At 44.9% G+C, this 16,995-nt stretch carries 16 protein-coding genes and 1 pseudogene; 7 read left to right on the forward strand and 10 right to left on the reverse strand.

Annotated elements, in window-relative coordinates; genetic code table 11:
- The first annotated feature begins 67 nt into the window (after positions 1 to 67).
- The 3 genes from F4V45_RS00565 to F4V45_RS00575 are packed head-to-tail and all read left to right on the forward strand — an operon-like array spanning position 68 to position 3,226.
- Positions 68 to 1,312 carry an efflux RND transporter periplasmic adaptor subunit gene (locus tag F4V45_RS00565; protein ID WP_150336592.1) on the forward strand — a complete coding sequence of 415 codons (1,245 nt, stop codon included), beginning with the start codon at positions 68 to 70 and terminating at the stop codon, positions 1,310 to 1,312.
- Positions 1,309 to 2,001 carry an ABC transporter ATP-binding protein gene (locus F4V45_RS00570; protein ID WP_150336593.1) on the forward strand — a complete coding sequence of 231 codons (693 nt, stop codon included), beginning with the start codon at positions 1,309 to 1,311 and terminating at the stop codon, positions 1,999 to 2,001. The genes F4V45_RS00565 and F4V45_RS00570 overlap by 4 nt, the downstream gene beginning before the upstream one ends.
- A gap of 10 nt (positions 2,002 to 2,011) precedes the next feature.
- Complete coding sequence (locus F4V45_RS00575; RefSeq protein ID WP_150336594.1) at positions 2,012 to 3,226, forward strand: ABC transporter permease; 1,215 nt, start codon at positions 2,012 to 2,014, stop codon at positions 3,224 to 3,226.
- Positions 3,227 to 3,269: 43 nt separating this feature from the next.
- Here the strand turns inward: F4V45_RS00575 and F4V45_RS00580 are convergent, their stop codons facing one another.
- Positions 3,270 to 4,982: a cation:proton antiporter gene (locus F4V45_RS00580; RefSeq protein WP_150336595.1), complete on the reverse strand. Its 1,713-nt coding sequence runs from the start codon at positions 4,980 to 4,982 to the stop codon at positions 3,270 to 3,272.
- Positions 4,983 to 5,167: 185 nt separating this feature from the next.
- On the opposite strand from F4V45_RS00580, the gene F4V45_RS00585 reads away from it, so the two are divergent.
- Together F4V45_RS00585 and F4V45_RS00590 are read left to right on the forward strand one after the other, a co-directional pair.
- The gene (locus F4V45_RS00585) at positions 5,168 to 6,019 is read left to right on the forward strand and encodes a cheVAW transcriptional regulator CheP (RefSeq protein WP_150336596.1); all 852 of its coding nucleotides are present in this window, start codon (positions 5,168 to 5,170) and stop codon (positions 6,017 to 6,019) included.
- Entirely contained in the window at positions 5,958 to 6,947 is a 990-nt protein-coding gene (locus tag F4V45_RS00590; protein ID WP_150336597.1) for a hypothetical protein, read from the forward strand. The genes F4V45_RS00585 and F4V45_RS00590 overlap by 62 nt, the downstream gene beginning before the upstream one ends.
- A 40-nt stretch (positions 6,948 to 6,987) precedes the next feature.
- Here F4V45_RS00590 and pstC read toward each other — a convergent pair whose 3' ends face one another.
- From pstC to F4V45_RS00635, 9 genes and pseudogenes are all read right to left on the reverse strand, one after another.
- Complete coding sequence (gene pstC / locus F4V45_RS00595) at positions 6,988 to 8,073, reverse strand: phosphate ABC transporter permease subunit PstC (RefSeq protein ID WP_246144961.1); 1,086 nt, start codon at positions 8,071 to 8,073, stop codon at positions 6,988 to 6,990.
- A gap of 51 nt (positions 8,074 to 8,124) precedes the next feature.
- Positions 8,125 to 8,337: a hypothetical protein gene (locus tag F4V45_RS00600; protein ID WP_150336598.1), complete on the reverse strand. Its 213-nt coding sequence runs from the start codon at positions 8,335 to 8,337 to the stop codon at positions 8,125 to 8,127.
- 10 nt (positions 8,338 to 8,347) lie between these two features.
- Positions 8,348 to 9,025: pseudogene (locus tag F4V45_RS10025) on the reverse strand (methyl-accepting chemotaxis protein); the annotation flags it as partial.
- A gap of 704 nt (positions 9,026 to 9,729) precedes the next feature.
- Positions 9,730 to 10,230 (reverse strand): PAS domain-containing protein, encoded by a 501-nt coding sequence (locus tag F4V45_RS00610; protein WP_023929004.1) that lies wholly within the window; start codon positions 10,228 to 10,230, stop codon positions 9,730 to 9,732.
- 93 nt (positions 10,231 to 10,323) lie between these two features.
- On the reverse strand, positions 10,324 to 11,064 hold the full coding sequence (gene truA / locus F4V45_RS00615) for a tRNA pseudouridine(38-40) synthase TruA (protein WP_150336600.1): 741 nt from the start codon (positions 11,062 to 11,064) through the stop codon (positions 10,324 to 10,326).
- A 5-nt stretch (positions 11,065 to 11,069) separates the two neighbouring features.
- Positions 11,070 to 11,561, reverse strand: a complete 492-nt coding sequence (locus F4V45_RS00620; protein ID WP_023929006.1) for a hypothetical protein — start codon at positions 11,559 to 11,561, stop codon at positions 11,070 to 11,072.
- A gap of 86 nt (positions 11,562 to 11,647) precedes the next feature.
- Positions 11,648 to 14,074: a PD-(D/E)XK nuclease family protein gene (locus tag F4V45_RS00625; RefSeq protein ID WP_170235109.1), complete on the reverse strand. Its 2,427-nt coding sequence runs from the start codon at positions 14,072 to 14,074 to the stop codon at positions 11,648 to 11,650.
- A 54-nt stretch (positions 14,075 to 14,128) separates the two neighbouring features.
- The gene (locus tag F4V45_RS00630; protein WP_023929009.1) at positions 14,129 to 14,662 is read right to left on the reverse strand and encodes an HdeD family acid-resistance protein; all 534 of its coding nucleotides are present in this window, start codon (positions 14,660 to 14,662) and stop codon (positions 14,129 to 14,131) included.
- Between the two features lie 102 nt (positions 14,663 to 14,764).
- The gene (locus tag F4V45_RS00635) at positions 14,765 to 15,358 is read right to left on the reverse strand and encodes a bacteriohemerythrin (protein ID WP_084330887.1); all 594 of its coding nucleotides are present in this window, start codon (positions 15,356 to 15,358) and stop codon (positions 14,765 to 14,767) included.
- Positions 15,359 to 15,490: 132 nt separating this feature from the next.
- Between F4V45_RS00635 and bioB the strand changes: the two genes are divergently transcribed.
- Together bioB and F4V45_RS00645 are read left to right on the forward strand one after the other, a co-directional pair.
- Positions 15,491 to 16,441: a biotin synthase BioB gene (gene bioB / locus F4V45_RS00640; protein ID WP_150336602.1), complete on the forward strand. Its 951-nt coding sequence runs from the start codon at positions 15,491 to 15,493 to the stop codon at positions 16,439 to 16,441.
- A 60-nt stretch (positions 16,442 to 16,501) separates the two neighbouring features.
- Entirely contained in the window at positions 16,502 to 16,993 is a 492-nt protein-coding gene (locus tag F4V45_RS00645) for an NAD(P)H-dependent oxidoreductase (RefSeq protein ID WP_150336603.1), read from the forward strand.
- Positions 16,994 to 16,995 lie beyond the last annotated feature (2 nt).

Here is a 16,995-nt window from a genome sequence, read left to right on the forward strand (position 1 = left end):
AGAATCTGCTACAATTTTTACCCCAAAATGCGTGCATTGCGCAGAAGCTAGAATCTAGGAGATATGAGTGAGCGTTTTAGCCAAGGATATTTACGCTAGGCTCTACCCCAAGCCCACAAAGCGCAAGTGGCTTTTGTTTGCCGCTATTGCGCTGTGTCTAGTCATCGCACTTCTATGGTGGTGGCTCTACCCTAGCGCACCAAAATATACCTACAAAACCACTACTCCAAAGACTGCGACTATCACGCAAATAGTCTCTGCTGCTGGCACACTCTCGCCTATTGATACCGTTGAAGTAGGTAGTCAAATCTCTGGGCGTATCCAAGAAGTATTTGTCGATATAAATGATAGCGTGCAAGAAGGGCAAGTGCTAGCCACCATAAACCCAGAAAAACTCAATCAAACGCTAAATAAGCAAAAAGCCTCCCTAGAATCCGCGCGCGCCCAGCACGCTCTAAGTCTCATCGCGCAAGAAAAAGCCAAGTGGAACTATGACCGCTTGCAAGAGCTTTTTACCCGCACACAAGGCAAATCCCCCTCCAAGCTTGAGCTACAAACCGCCAAGCTAGAATACGAAAATGCCAAAAGCAGCGTGCAAGTCAATGCCCTTAGCATTAAAAACATAGAAGCCGATGTCAAAAGCAGTGAGATTGATATAAAAAACTCCATCATCATAAGCCCTATCAATGGTATCGTGCTAGAGCGTAGCATTGATCCGGGGCAAACCGTGGCAGCGAGCTTCCAAACGCCCACCCTTTTCAAGCTAGCTAAAAGCCTTGAAAAAATGAGCCTAGTTGTCAATGTCGCAGAAGCTGATATAGGCAAGGTGCAAATCGGGCAAGATGTGCGCTTTAGTGTTGATGCCTACCCAGATACAGATTTTAGTGCTAAAGTCGATCGCGTAAGCTATGCCGCCACGCAAGATAGCAGTAACAATATCATAAGCTATGAAACTAGAATCCTAGTCAATAACCAAGCCAAGCTTTTGCGCCCAGGTATGAGTGCTAGTGCTAATATCATTATCCAAACGCAAAAGGACACCCAGACGATCCCTGTAAGTGCGCTATTTTTCGAGCCACCTAAGCTTACTGCTAGCAAAAAGTCCTTTTCCTTCTCCACCCCACCACCGCCGCGCAGAAGCAGTGCTAAGGCGAGTAAAAAGCCTAGTAAGACCATCTATATCCTAGAAAATGGCGCGCCAAGCCCCATAGAAGTAGAAGTGGGGATCAATGATGGTATAAATGCCCAAATCCTTAGCCCAAAGCTTGCGCCAAATACCCAAATCATCACACAAGCAAGCCAAAAACAATGAGCTTTATCCTCCTAGAAAATGCGCATAAAACTTACAAAGCAGGCTATCAAGCTATGCGCGGGGTCAATCTAGCCATAGAGCAAGGAGAGTTTGTCGCGCTTATGGGTCCTTCTGGCTCTGGGAAATCCACCACCGCAAATATCCTTGGCTGCTTGGATTCTCTAACAAGCGGTCGCTATCTCTTTAATGGTGTAGATGTAACTAGCCTTTCACGCAAGCAGCGCGCTTTGCTACGGCGGTTTTACATAGGCTTTATTTTTCAAGGTTTCAATCTACTCTCGCGCACTTCTGCACTAGAGAATGTCGAGCTGCCACTTTTATATCGAGGGATACACAAGCACCAAAGAGAGCGAAAGGCTTTGCAAGCCTTAGAAATGGTGGGACTAAAGGAGTGGGCAAATCATCTAAGCAATGAGCTAAGCGGCGGACAGCAGCAGCGTGTAGCAATCGCTCGGGCAATCGCCCAAGAGCCAATGTTTCTAATCGCTGATGAGCCCACGGGCAATTTAGATTCTAAGCGCAGCGTGGAGATTATGCAGCTCCTTAGCGAGCTTAATCAAAATCTAGGCATCACAATCCTTATGGTAACGCACGAGCACGATATGGCGCAATATGCATCAAGGGAGCTACACTTCCTTGATGGGCAAATCCAGCACGATTTGACACAAACGCCCAAAATGCCTAGCTAATGGATAAGCAATGTTTCTAAATGCTCTATTTCTAGCTTTTAAGCAAATCCGCCGCAATCTCTTGCGCGCATTTTTGACAATGCTAGGGGTTATCATCGGTGTCATAAGCGTAGTTGTGATGATAGCCATAGGCAATGGCGTGAAGCAAAATATCCAAACCCAAATCAAAAACCTAGGGAGCAATATCATTATGCTAAACCCTGCGCGCGGATTTGGGAGCGGGGGTGGGAGTTTAAGGCGCAATTTTAGCAGCGCAGAAGTGGCAACATTAAAGCACAATCTAGCCTTCGCGCGCGCGGTAGCACCTGTGGTATATAGCGAAACGCTTGTGCGCTATGGTGGGAAAAATGCCCAAGTGCAAATTAGCGGAGTTGATGAAGACTACCTGCTAGCTAGTGCGTGGGAGCTAGAATCTGGGCGCGCCATAGAAGCTAGAGAGTATGACACAGGTGCGCGCGTATGTCTAGTGGGACAAAGTGTGGTAAAAGAGCTCTTCAACCAAGAAAACCCCCTTGGAGCTAGAGTGCGTGTCCGCGATAGTATGTGCGAGATTGTGGGCGTACTAGAATCTAAAGGGCAAGGCTTCCGCGGCAATGACCAAGATAATATTATCCTTATGCCCTTAAAGACATTTTCAAACTTTGTCTTTGGGACTAATAGCCCCTTTTTCATCTCACAGGTGCTAATCTCACTTGATGATGGGGTGGATAATGTAAGCTCTGTGGCAAAGCTACGGCAGATAATGCTCCAAATCCGCCCGCCACAAGAGGGGCAAAGAGAGCTATTTGAAATCTGGGATACAAAAGAAATGGCAAAGGCTATGGAGGAGACGACAAAGACGATGACGCTATTTCTAGGAGCGATTGCAAGTGTGAGTCTCTTTGTAGGGGGGATTGGGATTATGAACATTATGCTTGTCTCTGTAACGGAGCGCACAAGAGAGATAGGCACTAGGCTTGCCATCGGTGCGCTGGAGAGCGAAGTGCTTATGCAGTTTCTTGTAGAATCTGTGGTGATTAGCTCGCTTGGCGGGTGCATTGGGATTGTGCTTGGATTTTTTGGGGCATTGATCGCTAGCTATGTGCTGGTGCTACCATTTGTGTTTGATATAGGCGTGGCTTTTATGGCGTTTTGCATTTCTGTGCTTATTGGCATAATCTTTGGCTATCTACCTGCCAAAAAGGCATCAATGCAAGATCCTATCAATGCCCTGCGCTATGAGTAGCACAAGAGCAAACAAGCTAGAATCTAGATTCTAGCTTGAGAGCTTAAAACTCAACTGCCTTTTGCACAAGGAGTTTGGCGATCTCTGTGCGTGAGTTGAAATTGATCACATCAATAGCATCTAGGCTTGCTTGCACCTCCCTAGAATCCACTTTAGCGATGATTGGGATATGTGGGTCAAAATCCAGCACTTCATCACAAATATCCTTAATCGTTTCTGCATCATCGATGGCTAGGATCATACATTGGGCTTCTTTAGGTTTAAGCAGTTTAAGAAACTCCACTTGCTTGATATTGCCATACACTACGCGATCTTTAATCTTGAGCCCTAGCTCCACGCGCTCGCCATCAGAATCCACTGCGACATAGGTTTTCCCCGCCTGCTTTAATAGATCTACCACTTCTATGCCAAACTCACCATAGCCCACGACGATAATATGCCCACTTTGCAAGTCGCTTGGGATTTTTGTCAGCTCATCGCTTGGATGGGATTGGCGGATCTTTTGCTTCAGCACAAAGGCGCAAATTGGATCTAAATATTTCAAAATAAATGGCGTAGCAATCATTGAGAAAGTAACCATAAGCACAAAAAATTGGTAAATATCCCCATCGCCAAAGCTAATAATCCCAGCATCCTCCAACGCGCCAAATAGCCCACCACTCACACGCTCGGCAAAGATATTTTCCCTATTTGCCATTAAGAAAATAGCGAAGGAAAACTCCCCGATTTGGCAGAGTGAGAGAGCGGTTTTAAGCGCGCTAGTATAGCTACGAAACCACCGCAAAATCCAATACACAACCGCCGTCTTAAACACCATAACAAGAGCTAGTGCCAACATCAGCGCGAAAAACTCTTGGAACAAAAACCCCACATCAATTTGCATCCCAACGGTAACAAAAAACAACCCTAAGAAAATATCTTTAAAATGCGAGAGATCCGACTGCACTTGATAGCGGAATCTAGTCTTAGAAATACTCATACCAGCGATAAATGCGCCAAGCGACATTGAAAAGCCAAAGGCGTGAGCTAGAAGCGCAGAGCCAAGCACCAAAAACAGCACGCTTACCATAAATAGCTCATTAGTCCCAGCACGGGCTGCGCGTGAGAGCATACGCACCGCTAGCCACCGCCCGGGGATTAGCAAAAGTGCTAGCACCAGCACACCAGATATAAAGGTCTTAATGAGCATATCCCCAAGTGATGCTTGAGAGTCTGTCATTATCGCCAAAATTAGCAAGATGGGGATTACTGCAATATCTTGCATAATCAAAATCCCCACAGCATTTTTACCAAATGATGTATCAAGCTGCTTGTTTGCCTCATAGTGGCTAAGCACAATTGTCGTTGAAGAAAGCGAAAACCCCATACTCACCACAAGCGAGAAGACAAATGAGAATCCAAGAACATAGTAATTGACAATCAAAAATGCGCAAGTGGTAATGCACACCTGCAAGATCCCAAATGTCAGCACTTCTTGGCGCATAGACTTTAAGCGATCAAAGCTAAACTCCAGCCCTATCATAAACATCAAAAAAACAATCCCAAACTCCGCCACATCTGTGAGGATCTCATTCCCACGAATGTCAAACAAATACACAATAAGCACACCGGTAACGATATAGCCAATGATTGCCGGAATGTCAAAGTATTTGAGCGCGAGATTTAGCGCGATTGAAAGCCCAAGACCAGCCACAATAATAAGTGAAATAAACTCCATAAGAACAAACCAAATAATAAAATAGTAAAGGTAAAGCATACATTTACTTAGCTTAGATTCTAATTTGATCATTACGAGCTAGAGTGAGAGATTGTGTGTTTTACCCAAAATCTTTGGCGCATTAACCACAAACCAAATAAATTTTAGATAGAATGGACGCCCACTAAGACTAATAGCTTTGAAGCCCTTACAGAATCCGCAAGGCTTGAAGCAAAGGATTTTCAATGAATGATATGCTTTTAACACTTGTTGAGCAAAATCTCCCCCCACTACCAGATACGGTGATAAAACTACGCGACTATATCGATGAAAAAGGCTCAAAAATAGAGATCAAAGGCGTAGTCGATATTATTTCAAAAGACCCGCTTGCCACAGCCAATCTCCTAAAAACCGCTAACTCCGCATACTATGGATTCTCCCAAGAGATTTCTACGATCAATCAAGTTATAGCACTGCTTGGGATTGAAAATGTCAAAAATATTGTAATGGCAGATTCTCTGCGCTCTAGGATCAAGATCAATGTCAGCCCCTATGGGCTTGATACAAATCTTTTCATTGGCAACTGCGCTAAAGAAGTAGATTTCATCTCAAATTGGCTTAATGAAGAAGACCGCAAGCTCTCTCAAACCCTTATCCCGTGTGCTATGCTCTTGCGCCTTGGTATGATCCTTTTCTCCAGCGTGCTTATCAAATCCAAAAAAGATGAAGAGTTTCTCAAAGCACTTCAAGCAAGCGATTTTCAAAATATCGCGCTCATAGAGCAAGAATTTTTCGGCGTGGATCATATCTCTTTCTTAGCCTATTGCTTTGATTTATGGAAGTTTGATGAAATCCTTACCCAAACGGTTGTCTATGCGATCAACCCCCACTCCGCACCACCAAGCATTAAGAAAAAGGCTTATGCACTAGCGATCACTAATCGTATCTTTGAGCCTTATGAGGGTGGGAATGACTACAACACCAACGAAGCCTTAGCACTTGTCAAAGAAGCCGCCCAGCAAGATGTCGTTTTTGATGAAAAAAATCTTATCAAGCATATTTCTAACTTCTCCCACAATCTCCCGACTAATAACTAGCTTTACAAAGCTTGTAGCTCTGGCGTGTGTCTGTGCAGCTCACGCCAATCCTATTGGCAAAAAGCTTGATATTGATATAGAGCGAGAAGGCTGGCTCATAGATTTATCCCGTGCATCAATCAACTTCTCTTCTACCAAAATCACCAATCAAGATGACTATGCTCAATTTGCCAACAGCCGCCTTAGTGGCGACTCTCAGCTAATAATGCAGTTTTATGGCTATATGCTTGCAGATTATTATTCTAAACGATTTGTGTTTTTCAACTCCTTGCTTGCAGAATATGGTGAGACGATGGTGTTTCTCTCGCCACAAAAACACTTAAGAAATAAAACACTTGATAGGATCTTGTTCTCCACCGGATATACACAGAGAATTTGGAAGCTAGAGAGAATCGGTGGGGGCGAGATTGGTCCTTATGCGCAGCTAAGTCTGCAAAGTGAATTTACCCCTTCACTAAATCTCCCCTACCGCAAGAAGTTTTTCCGCTTTGCTGCTGGGGTCAGGCTCTTTGATGGCAAATATGTCGAAAACCTAAAGCTCAATTTCTTTGGCGAAGAAGATTTCAGCGATATTCATAATCTCATAGAATCTATGGGCGTGGAGACAGGGCTAGCACTTAAGCGCACTTTGCGCGAGGGCGTGCAGTTTAGCTCACTTCTCAACTACCGCCACTATATTATCAACAACTACCCAGACTTGCGCAACCCAGAGCACGAGCTAGAGTGCAATCTCCGCCTTGACACAACGCTATGGAGCAGCTTTAGTATCTCGCCATTTATCAGCTTCTATCTACTCAAAGGTCGCTATATCGACAAGCCAGCGAGCAATCTCTTCATCGGGGTATCGCTAGGCTATGGCAAAATCCTAAAGGACAATAAAATCAAGCCCCAAGAAGAGCTAGACACATCACACAAGCCCCTTCTCTAGCCTTTTACCAAAGCACGGAGCTTCTAGTCTGCAAACTTACTTATAGTCTTTTAGCAATGGCGCGGAAGCAGAGATTAAGCAAGAGGATAAAGGCAAATAGCACCACCCCACAAGCGATGAGCACATCGCGGTGCAAGCCCTCTGCATACCCTAGCTCCATAACGATATTTGTCGTTAGCGTGCGCACACCATCGGTTATGGATTCTGGGATTAGGGGCTGATTCCCCGCGACAATGATAACAGCCATAGCCTCGCCAATCGCGCGCCCCATACCTAGCACAATGCTCGCTAGAATCCCGCTTCTAGCCGCCTTAATCACGACAAAAAACACCGCCCTCTCTTTGCTCGCTCCTAGTGCTATGGCACCTTCATAGTAGGACTTTGGCACTGCTTCTATGCTTGTTTTAGAGATGAGAATGATTGTGGGCAAAATCATAATCGCTAGCAAAATGCTAGCAGTTAGCAAGCCTTTCCCGCCATTATCAGCAAAAAAATCCACAAACTCCACCAGCACAATAAGCCCAAAAAATCCATACACAATCGAGGGTATCCCAGCAAGCAGCTCCACGCAAGGGGTTAGAATCTTTAGCACAGATTTTTTGCAAAAATAAGCTAGATATATCGCACTTAGCACACCAATTAGCGCGCCAAACACCACAGATAGCACACTCACAAGCAAGCTTCCAATAATCATAGGGAAGATTCCAAAAACTTCACTTGTAGGCATCCACCTATCACCTAGCAAAAAGTCCCAAACTCCCACTTCCATAATCGTAGGCACCGCCTTGCCAAAGAGAAAGAAGCAAATCGCCAGCACCGCCACCACGCACAAAAGCGCGCAAAAGGCAAAGAGCATACTCATCACAAACTCTAGGCACGCCACGCGCGCTTCGTGTTTATATGGAATCTCTAGCAAAGTTGTAATCGCGTTAAAAGCCCCCACGCGCACCTTGTGCGCAATACGCTTGAGTATGGGGGTAGATTCTACCTTATGTGCATTTTCAGTAGGCTCTAGCGGCTCATCAAGCAAAGTAGCGCGCATACGCTTAATAATGCGCTTATAGTTTCTTTGCGCTAGGTGGAATTGGACTTGGACTCTTCGTGCTTGGGTTTTAGGCTTGGGCATAAGGTGCCTTTGTGTAGGTTTAGGCAATTATAATCCTACCTTGTAAAAACTCTAAGCCCTTTTGTAAAAACTCTGTAAAGCTAAGATTCTAGCCTTTGTATAAAGCTTGCGTAGCCATAGCCTTGGGTGGATTCTAGGGGGGCTAAAATCTCTTAAAATACTTGCAAGGGCGTGTCTGCCTGCTTCTCTTGCTCCTTTGCCGCGCATACACAAGGCAGAAGCAAAAGTGCTAAAAGCACGCTCGATACATAGCCGCCACACCACAATCCTATCCTTAATGCTTCTCTAGTGATTGTAGCAACTCATCAGAGACAACTTCTAGTGCCTTGACATTGTCGATAATAGCCTTAGAAGAATCTATTGTAATAGGCTCTGCAATGCGGACGATAGAATCCTTAGCGTGGTGCAAGATCTTATCTCGTATCATCTCACACTGGTGCTGCGGACAGTTTTTATACAGCCTATCTACCACACTCTCATCATCAATAAGCCTTGATATAGGCTGGGCGTTTTCCAAGTCTATTGGGGCTTGGGTGTTGAGAGAGTCATACACTCTAGTTTTAAAAGAAATGTGATCAAGCTTTGCCACAGATAGGATAAGCCCTTCTGAAAGCTGGGCAAAGATAGCATCAAGCGATGAGCTGTTTTCATCAACTTTGCTAAAGACTTCATTAAACTCTGTGATTTTAGATTCTGAATCTTGGGCGATTTGTGAGACTCTCTCGCTTCCACTTTGGATCGTCTCCATTTCTTGCTGCATTGTTTGGATAGAGACAGAGATTTGGTTTGTAGCTTGCTGGGTTTTTTCAGCAAGCTTTCTTACCTCATCTGCTACGACTGCAAAGCCTCTGCCGTGCTCTCCTGCCCTGGCTGCTTCAATGGCGGCATTAAGGGCTAGGAGGTTTGTTTGATCAGCGATGTCTGAAATGATCCCAACCACATTGCCAATATCCTTTGACTTCTCAGCAAAGCTCTCCACAGAGCTATTGTTAGCTTCGATAAGCTCTAGGAGATTGTGGATAGATTCTGTTAGCATAGTGATGTCTTTCTTGCTTTCTTTAGAAGAATTGCTGATTTCTTGGATATTAGAATCTACCTTTTTCATATAGGAAATATCTTGGTTAAGCCCATTGGCGATTTCATTCAAATCTCTTGTTTGATGAGAGAGATTGAGATTCATTAGATTCTTACTTAGGGCGTTTTTCACACTTTCTTTGGCATTTTGCTCAATTTGCGTAAGAGCGTGGTTGATACCTTGGATATTTTGCGCAAATGTCCCATCAAGCCCGCCGCTAAGTGCGTGGCGGTAGTATTCTCCCTTTTGGGAGCACTCAATGGCTGTTTGCACCTCGCGTAAAAATGCTTCTAAGTGGTCGATGAGATCATTTAGATTCTCACAAATCTGTGCCATAACGCTTGCCCCTCTAATATGCACAATCCGCCCTTCAAACTTCCCATCTGCATACTGCTTGCTAACTTCCGCAAGTGATTTAAGCAAATATGCATCGTGGCGACTAAGAAAAAGGCGAAGTCCCACCCCTACACACACGAGCAAAAGCGCGATACACGCATACCAGATAGAATCCAGCGCGATACTTAGCCCCACCCCAAGCACACTTAGTGTGATAAAAACAATATCTAGTATCTTTGCATTCATTACGCACCCCTTTGTAGCTCAAAGATAAATTCATTGTAGCTTTTGCCAGCTTGCATCAAAGCACGCTCCAAAATCGCCGTGCTAGATTCTATCGAGCCATTTCTCTCAGCTTCCACCATAGCACTATAAAGCGGCGCAATCGCTTCAAGTGCCTGTGGATTAGGCTTCCTGCGCACAGAGTAGTAGCCCACGATATTTTTGTCAATATCAATCGATGGCGTAACATTAGCAAACACCCAGTAGTGAGAGTTGTCTTTGGTGCGGTTTTTCACAAAGGCAAACACTTCCTTCCCCTGCTTGATATAGTCCCAAAGCAGCTTAAATACAGCTTTAGGCATATCTTTGTGGCGCACGATATTGTGAGGCTTGCCTAGCACTTCACTCTCGCTAAAGCCGCTATATGTGTAGAAGTCGTGATTGCAGTAAGTGATGGCACTTTTTAGATTGGTTTTTGATGTGATTAGTGTGTCGTTGTGTAGCTCCATACCTAGGTCTATCATTGATTTTCCTTGTCTAATGTTTGTAAAATTTAAGGTGCGCAATTGTAGCAAAAATACACAAATATTTGATGATACAAATTATTACTATAAGGACTAATACCACACCTTACCAAAATACAGCCCCTGCGGACTCGCTGGCATAGAGTAGCTGCGACGCACTGCGCTAAGCTGGGCTAGAAAATCTTCTTGTGTGATGATACCTTTTGAAACAGCAAGACAAGCTCCAAGCAGCAGCCGCACTTGCGCGCGCAAAAAGCCATTTCCCACAAGACGCACGACATAGCACTGCTGCCCAGCATAGATTCTAGGGCTTATACACGCGCTATAAATGGTGCGTGTGGTGGTTTTGGGATTTGAGCCGGTTTTAGAAAAAAGCGCGAAATTATGCTCCCCTACACAAAGCTGCAAGCACTCTTGCAAAGTGCGGTAATCCCCTAGCGACTCCCTTGCGATAAAAGGGGCAAAAAATGGCAGCAAATAATGCGGGCTAAAAATGTAGATATACGACCTTGCGTGCGCGCTAAATCGTGGGTGAAAGTCCTTAGACACTTCCCATAGTGCGCGAAGCTTGATATGGGGGTAAAGCTTTGGGACTAGCAGCTCATAGAGTCGCGCACTCTCCCAGCAGTCTCTAGCACAAATGCGCACAATCATTCCTAGAGAATGCACCCCTTTATCTGTGCGCCCTGCGCCAACTATGGGAGAATCTATGCCAAGTGTTAATAAAGTGGATTCTAGTGTCTCGCTAACACTTGTAATGCCAGCGGTGCGCTGCGGAGCAAACCCGCTAAAGCTCGCTCCATTATAAGCGATCTTTAGCGCGAAGTATTTCATAAGTTTTAGAAGATAAGTCCTAGTGTCAAAGCAACTTGGTGCTGTGATTGGCGGACATCTGTGCCAAGGATTTTAGGCTTCTGCCAGCTTGCATCAATACCGATACTTAGAGGCAAGATAGGAATATCAAAGTAGATTCCATAATTTAGCGCAGTTGTATCTGCATAGCCAGCATCTTTAAACCCAGACCAGCTCGCCCCGACATACGGCGTAAAGCGGAAGATCCTATACCCCATAAGTCCGCCTGCTTGGATATTAGCAAAGCCTTTTTGCTCATCTACTCCAAAGATGTAGTTATACTTCACCATAGGCGCGACTGTGAAGCCATTACCACCAAGCCAGATTCTAGCATAGCCACCTAGATCGCTTGTCTTGCTCGGCGTAGCCACACCATAGCTCACACCCGCTTCTGGATTGATCTTAAACTTCCCAATCCCAATTGCAAAGCTTGATGACACAAGCCCACAAAGTAAAGCAACTGCTACTAGCTTTTTCATAGTAGTCTCCTTAATAATTAAAATAAAGTCGCAACTATAACACAAACTTCTTTACACTTGGTTACACAAGTAAATCTAGGTAGAATCTAGCTTCTATTGCACATATTGACATACGCGCAATATTGACACTTCGTGCCATCTTGCACTTTCTCAAAGCACACTTCTTGGCTCATCTGCGCAAGAGTCTCTATAATGAGTGCCCTATGCTCTTCAAATGCATCTGGCGCGAGTATTTCTACGCGCTTTTGGAGAGTCTTAGACTCTTTTAGATAATACACTAGCGACTCTATATGGCTAGGCTTTGTGCCTTGCAAGCCCTGCGCATAAGCAGAGTCTTCAAACCTAAGTGCGCTAGATTCTAGGGCTAGGCGGTAGAATGCCAGCTGGGATAAATGCTTAGCTTTAATCTTACTATCTGCGCTAGGCTTAGAGAATTTATAGTCGATCACGCGCCAGCTGCCATCTGCTAGTATATCGATGCGATCGATTTTGCCAGCGACTTGGTAGTGCATACCACCAGCGCAAATACTAGAGCTAAACCCCTGCTCACACGCCGCCACGCGGAATCCATACCGCTTGGCAAATGCCTTCTCCTGTGTGAAAATCCCCTTTAGCCCCTGTGCGATTAGCTCATAGTCAAAGCCCTGTGTAGCATTGTCGCAAAGCTGCTTGCCTAATGCCTTCAAGCACTCCTGCCAAACCTTCTCCACAAGCTTTTCATCACACAGCGCAAGTGCCTGTGCGCCAAAGGCTTGCTCCAAAGCATTATGCACAATCACACCCAAAGCCTTAGGCTCTAAGCTAGATTCTAGTGAAAGGTCTGGCTCTTTGAGCCTAGCGATATAGCGGTAGTAAAACTTCCTTTTACACTCCATAAACATCGCCAAACTCGTAGGTGAGAAAGTAAAGTCCTTTACAAGCCCTACAATCTCTTCTTCTGCATAGGGCTTTAAAGAGCTTGGCGGAAAAAGTGCGTAGAGATTATCGCCATTATCGCGCTTAATAGCTATGCCTTGTAGCTCTAGCTCATCGAGCAAGCTAGATTCCCTAGATTCTTCATTATGTGTAAATGTGAGAAACACTCCCTTGCGCGTTTTAGAAAAAAGCTGGTAGTAATAATGCTTTTGTAGATTCTCCCTATCTTGCAAGGTGGGCATTTGCAGTCTCTCTCTAATTGCCGTGTTTAAGAACACATCGCTTTCTTTAATCCTAGGGATAAAGCCACTATTGCAATCCACCACAATCGCATAATCACACGCAAGCCCCCTAGTCTCTAAAATCCCCATAACGCGCACTTTACCCCCACGCACATCATCAACACTTAGCTCCGCAAGGCGCAAGAAAACTAGCTCAAGCAGCTGCTCATAGCTAAAATCTAGCACGCCCTCAACACGCAAATAATCTCCAATAATCTCCAAAACCTTAGCCTGCAAGCGCACGCTAATTGGGCAAGGTGGCAGCTCATCTAGCAGTGCCTTATAGCTAGAATCTAAAGGGCTTTTGCTAGAGTCTTTGGCAAGCGATTGGGTAAAAATATAACTAAAGATAGATTCTATAAAGGCAAGATTGCTGCCTTTAGGCTGCGTGAAGCCCTGCATAGTGGCATAGAGCGCATCATACCACGCGCGATTTTTAGCAGATGATAAAAAGTCTTTCCCCATAGCATAGTTGAGATTGCGCGCAGAATCTAGCAGGGCAAAATACTTGCTAAAGCTCTCATCTGGCGTGATGATAAGGATTTCATCACCGCTAACACCACTTGCTAGCAGCTCGCGCACTTTCTCTAGCACGAAGCTACACTGCCCCAAACGCAGCTCAAACGATAGCGCGCTAATGGGTGCTATCTGGGGGATTTGGGCTTGGCTAATGACCTTAGCAGATGAGCTAGAATCTGCCCCACTAGAATCTAGCACAAATGTATAGCTAAATCCGGGCTCTACACTCTCACTAAGCCAGCTAAAATACTTGTAGTTGTAGTGGTCTGTTTGGATATGGATATGCAAGGGTCTATACGCACTTAGGCAGTAGAGCTTCTCGCGCTCAATTGGGCTAAGCAGCCCGTCAAGATAGAGCTCTATCTGGCTAAAGCCCTGCACAAACTCCTTAATCACTTCTTGCTTATCATCAAACCACCCCAGCCCAAGCTCATCAAGCTTAGCGATAAAACGCGTATAAATCTCCTCCAAAATCTCCAAATGCTCTTCATAATCTGCATAAATATCGCGCAATGGGATTTCGCTCATCGCTACATTATGGCACGCGATCTCGCGGAAAAATGGCAGGAGAAACTCGCTCCCTTGCAGATACCCTAGGAAACTTCGCTCAAAGACAAGCAGCTTTGTAAGAGAGGGCTTGAGCTCAAGCAAATCACGCAAAATCGTATGGAGTAGAATCCTATAAATATGCGAAGAAGCAGCACTTTTGCTAGGAGTAAAAAATGCACGAGAAAATAGCTCTTCTATCCCCATAGCCTTAGGCATAAGTCCTTGGGGCAAGCTGGCATAAAAGCTCATTATGGCTCTTTGCGTGGAGAAGACAAAGAGCCTAGAATCTAGCGCGTGCATTGCTTAGCGACCAAACAGCGTGCGCGCACTCCACCACCCAAGCAATGAGGCAATACCAAACAACACGATAAACAAAGAAATCATAATCCCTATGGTGATCCCACCAATAGCAGGAAATGCAATAAAAATCATCGATACAGCAATGTTAAGCACACCAAGTAGCAGCACGACCCAAAACGCGCCTGTATGAAGCTGCTTAATATCAAAGGCATAGACAAACGCCAGCACCCCGCGGAACATCGCCAAAAACGCGACAAAATACACAATCGTAGCAGAAGTAGATTCTACCCCCATACTAAAGAAAATAATCGCTAGCAGGAGATTAAAAATCCCGGAGAACAGCAAGGCTTTCGCCCCGGCAAACTCTTTAACACGGAAGTAATACAAAATATCCGCCACGCCACCTACGCACAAAAATATCGGCAGTAAAAATGCCAAGCTTGCCACCACCTCTAGTGGTGTGAAGCAGCCTACCACACCGCCGATAATAATCATCACGCTAAAAAGCACCCAAATAATCGAGCCAATTACTTGCATTTGTATCCTTTCATTTAAGATAAAAACCCTTGAAGATAGAATCTATTCTTCCTGCTATGTATAGCTACACACTCTCGCGCTACTTAACTTAGCCCACACACTCTATAACTGCATATCTTGGACGAAAGAAATTTTAGCATTACATTTCTTGCAGTGGTAAGCCTGTCCACTTAAAATCTTTTGATGGATAGTCTCAAGCACGCGGAACGACTCCCTGCAATCACACTTATAAAAATGCCCGATCTCCATCTTCGCCTGCGCTATCGCATCTGCGTCCGCACCGCCTTCAAGAGATTGGGCGTTTTTATACTCTTCATACCAACGCTCGATTTTCATATCTTCTTTCATAATGTGCTCAACCAGCCAATCACGCGTGATAATGGCAAGCTTTTGCTTGAAGTCGTATTTGATATTTTGGATAAGATCAGTTACACGCTCTATCATATCTTTGTGGATTTCTCGGTGTGCTGGGAGATTTGGGTAGCCGATTTTCTCCATATAGGCTTCTTCATCGCGGAAGTGGAACTTCATATAGTCAAAGAGCTCCATCAAAATCGCTTTAATTTCATTAGAATCCACCTGCTTGTGGATTAGTATCGCTGCTTGCTTAGCAAGCTTGAAAAGCTGCTGATGCTGCTTATCGATATGCCCATTATGGACACTATATTGGTCGTCCCACTCAGGAATAAACATCATAACCTCTAGGATTTTTCCGCTAATTATACAAAATAAATAAAAATATACTAGCAAAATCCCAGCACAGAGTAAAATCTCAAAACTTCGCTATAATGCGCACTTTTATACTTGCTAAGTCTTGAAGGAGCAGCAATGTCCTACACTTTTGAAGAAGCTAAAGAGATTTTCTACCAGCCCTTTATGGAGCTACTTGCAAAAGCCCATAGTGTGCATACCAAGCACTTCTGCCCAAACACCATTCAAACAAGCACCCTGCTTAGTGTAAAAACCGGCTCTTGCACGGAGAACTGCAGCTACTGCGCCCAAAGTGCGCACTACTCCACTGGCACAAAACCGCAAAAAATGCTTGATAAAGCAAGCATTATCGCCCTAGCCAAAAAGGCAAAAGAAGCTGGGAGCTCGCGCTTTTGTATGGGGGCTTCAGGGCGCAGCCCTAGTGAAGAGGAGCTAGAAGAGATTTGTGAAAGTATAGAAGAAGTCAAAAAGCTAGGGCTAGAGACTTGCGTAACACTAGGGCTTCTCTCTAAAGAGAATGCCCTAAAGCTTAAAGATGCAGGACTAGATTTTTACAACCACAACATCGACACTTCCAAGGAGCATTACTCCCAAGTCATCTCCACGCGCACCTTTGAAGATCGGCTTGACACCATTGCTAATGTGCGTGAAGCAGGGCTTAAAATCTGCGTAGGCGGGATCTTAGGTATGGGAGAGAGCAATGATGATAGGATCAATATGCTGCTCCTACTTGCTAATCTCCCTACCCCACCAGAGTCTGTGCCCATCAATCAGCTTGTCAAAATCCCAGGCACTCCCCTAGATAATGCCCCAGAAGTTGATAAATTTGACTTTGTCCGCACTATCGCACTTGCTAGAATCCTTATGCCCACTTCCTATATCCGCCTATCAGCTGGCAGAAAAGCGATGAGTGAAGAGCTGCAGGCATTATGCTTTTTCGCCGGGGCAAACTCTGTCTTTTATGGCGATAAGCTGCTCACCACCAGCAACGCTGCTCCTTCAAGCGATGAGCTGCTTTTCTCAAAGCTAAATCTGCAAAAAGAGCCATTTTTAGAGATGAAAGCCTAGATTCTACTAGCTCCTAGTTATGCTACAATGGCTAATCTTTACACAAATCAAGGAGCTTTTATGCAAACGCTACTGCTTGTCTCACATACATTTTGGGAAGATTCTAAGGTCAATAAAGCCCTGCTAGAATCTGCCAAGTCTCTCCCTAATCTCACAATCCACAATCTCAATACCGCCTATCCAAATGGCACAATCGATGTCGCCAAAGAAGTGGAGCTACTCACAAAAGCGCAAAAGATCATTTTCCAATTTCCGCTCTTTTGGTTTAGCACACCTGCGCTTATGAAAGAGTGGCAAGATCGCGTTTTGACACATATTTTATACGGGGAGAATCCAAAGCTTCTACACGGCAAGAGCTTTCAAGTCATCACAACACTTGGTGGCAGCAAAGATAGCTATGATGGACACCACGGATATAGCCTAGAGACGATCCTAACGCCGCTTACAAGCACCTTTAGCTATTGTGGTTGCAAGGTTTTAGAGCCTTATGCAATCTTTAGTGCCAAGCCAGACTCTCTCCCCACACAAGAGTATCTCTCACTTTTGGGCTAGCG

It is taken from the genome of Helicobacter canis (assembly GCF_008693005.1).
Taxonomy (GTDB): domain Bacteria; phylum Campylobacterota; class Campylobacteria; order Campylobacterales; family Helicobacteraceae; genus Helicobacter_B; species Helicobacter_B canis.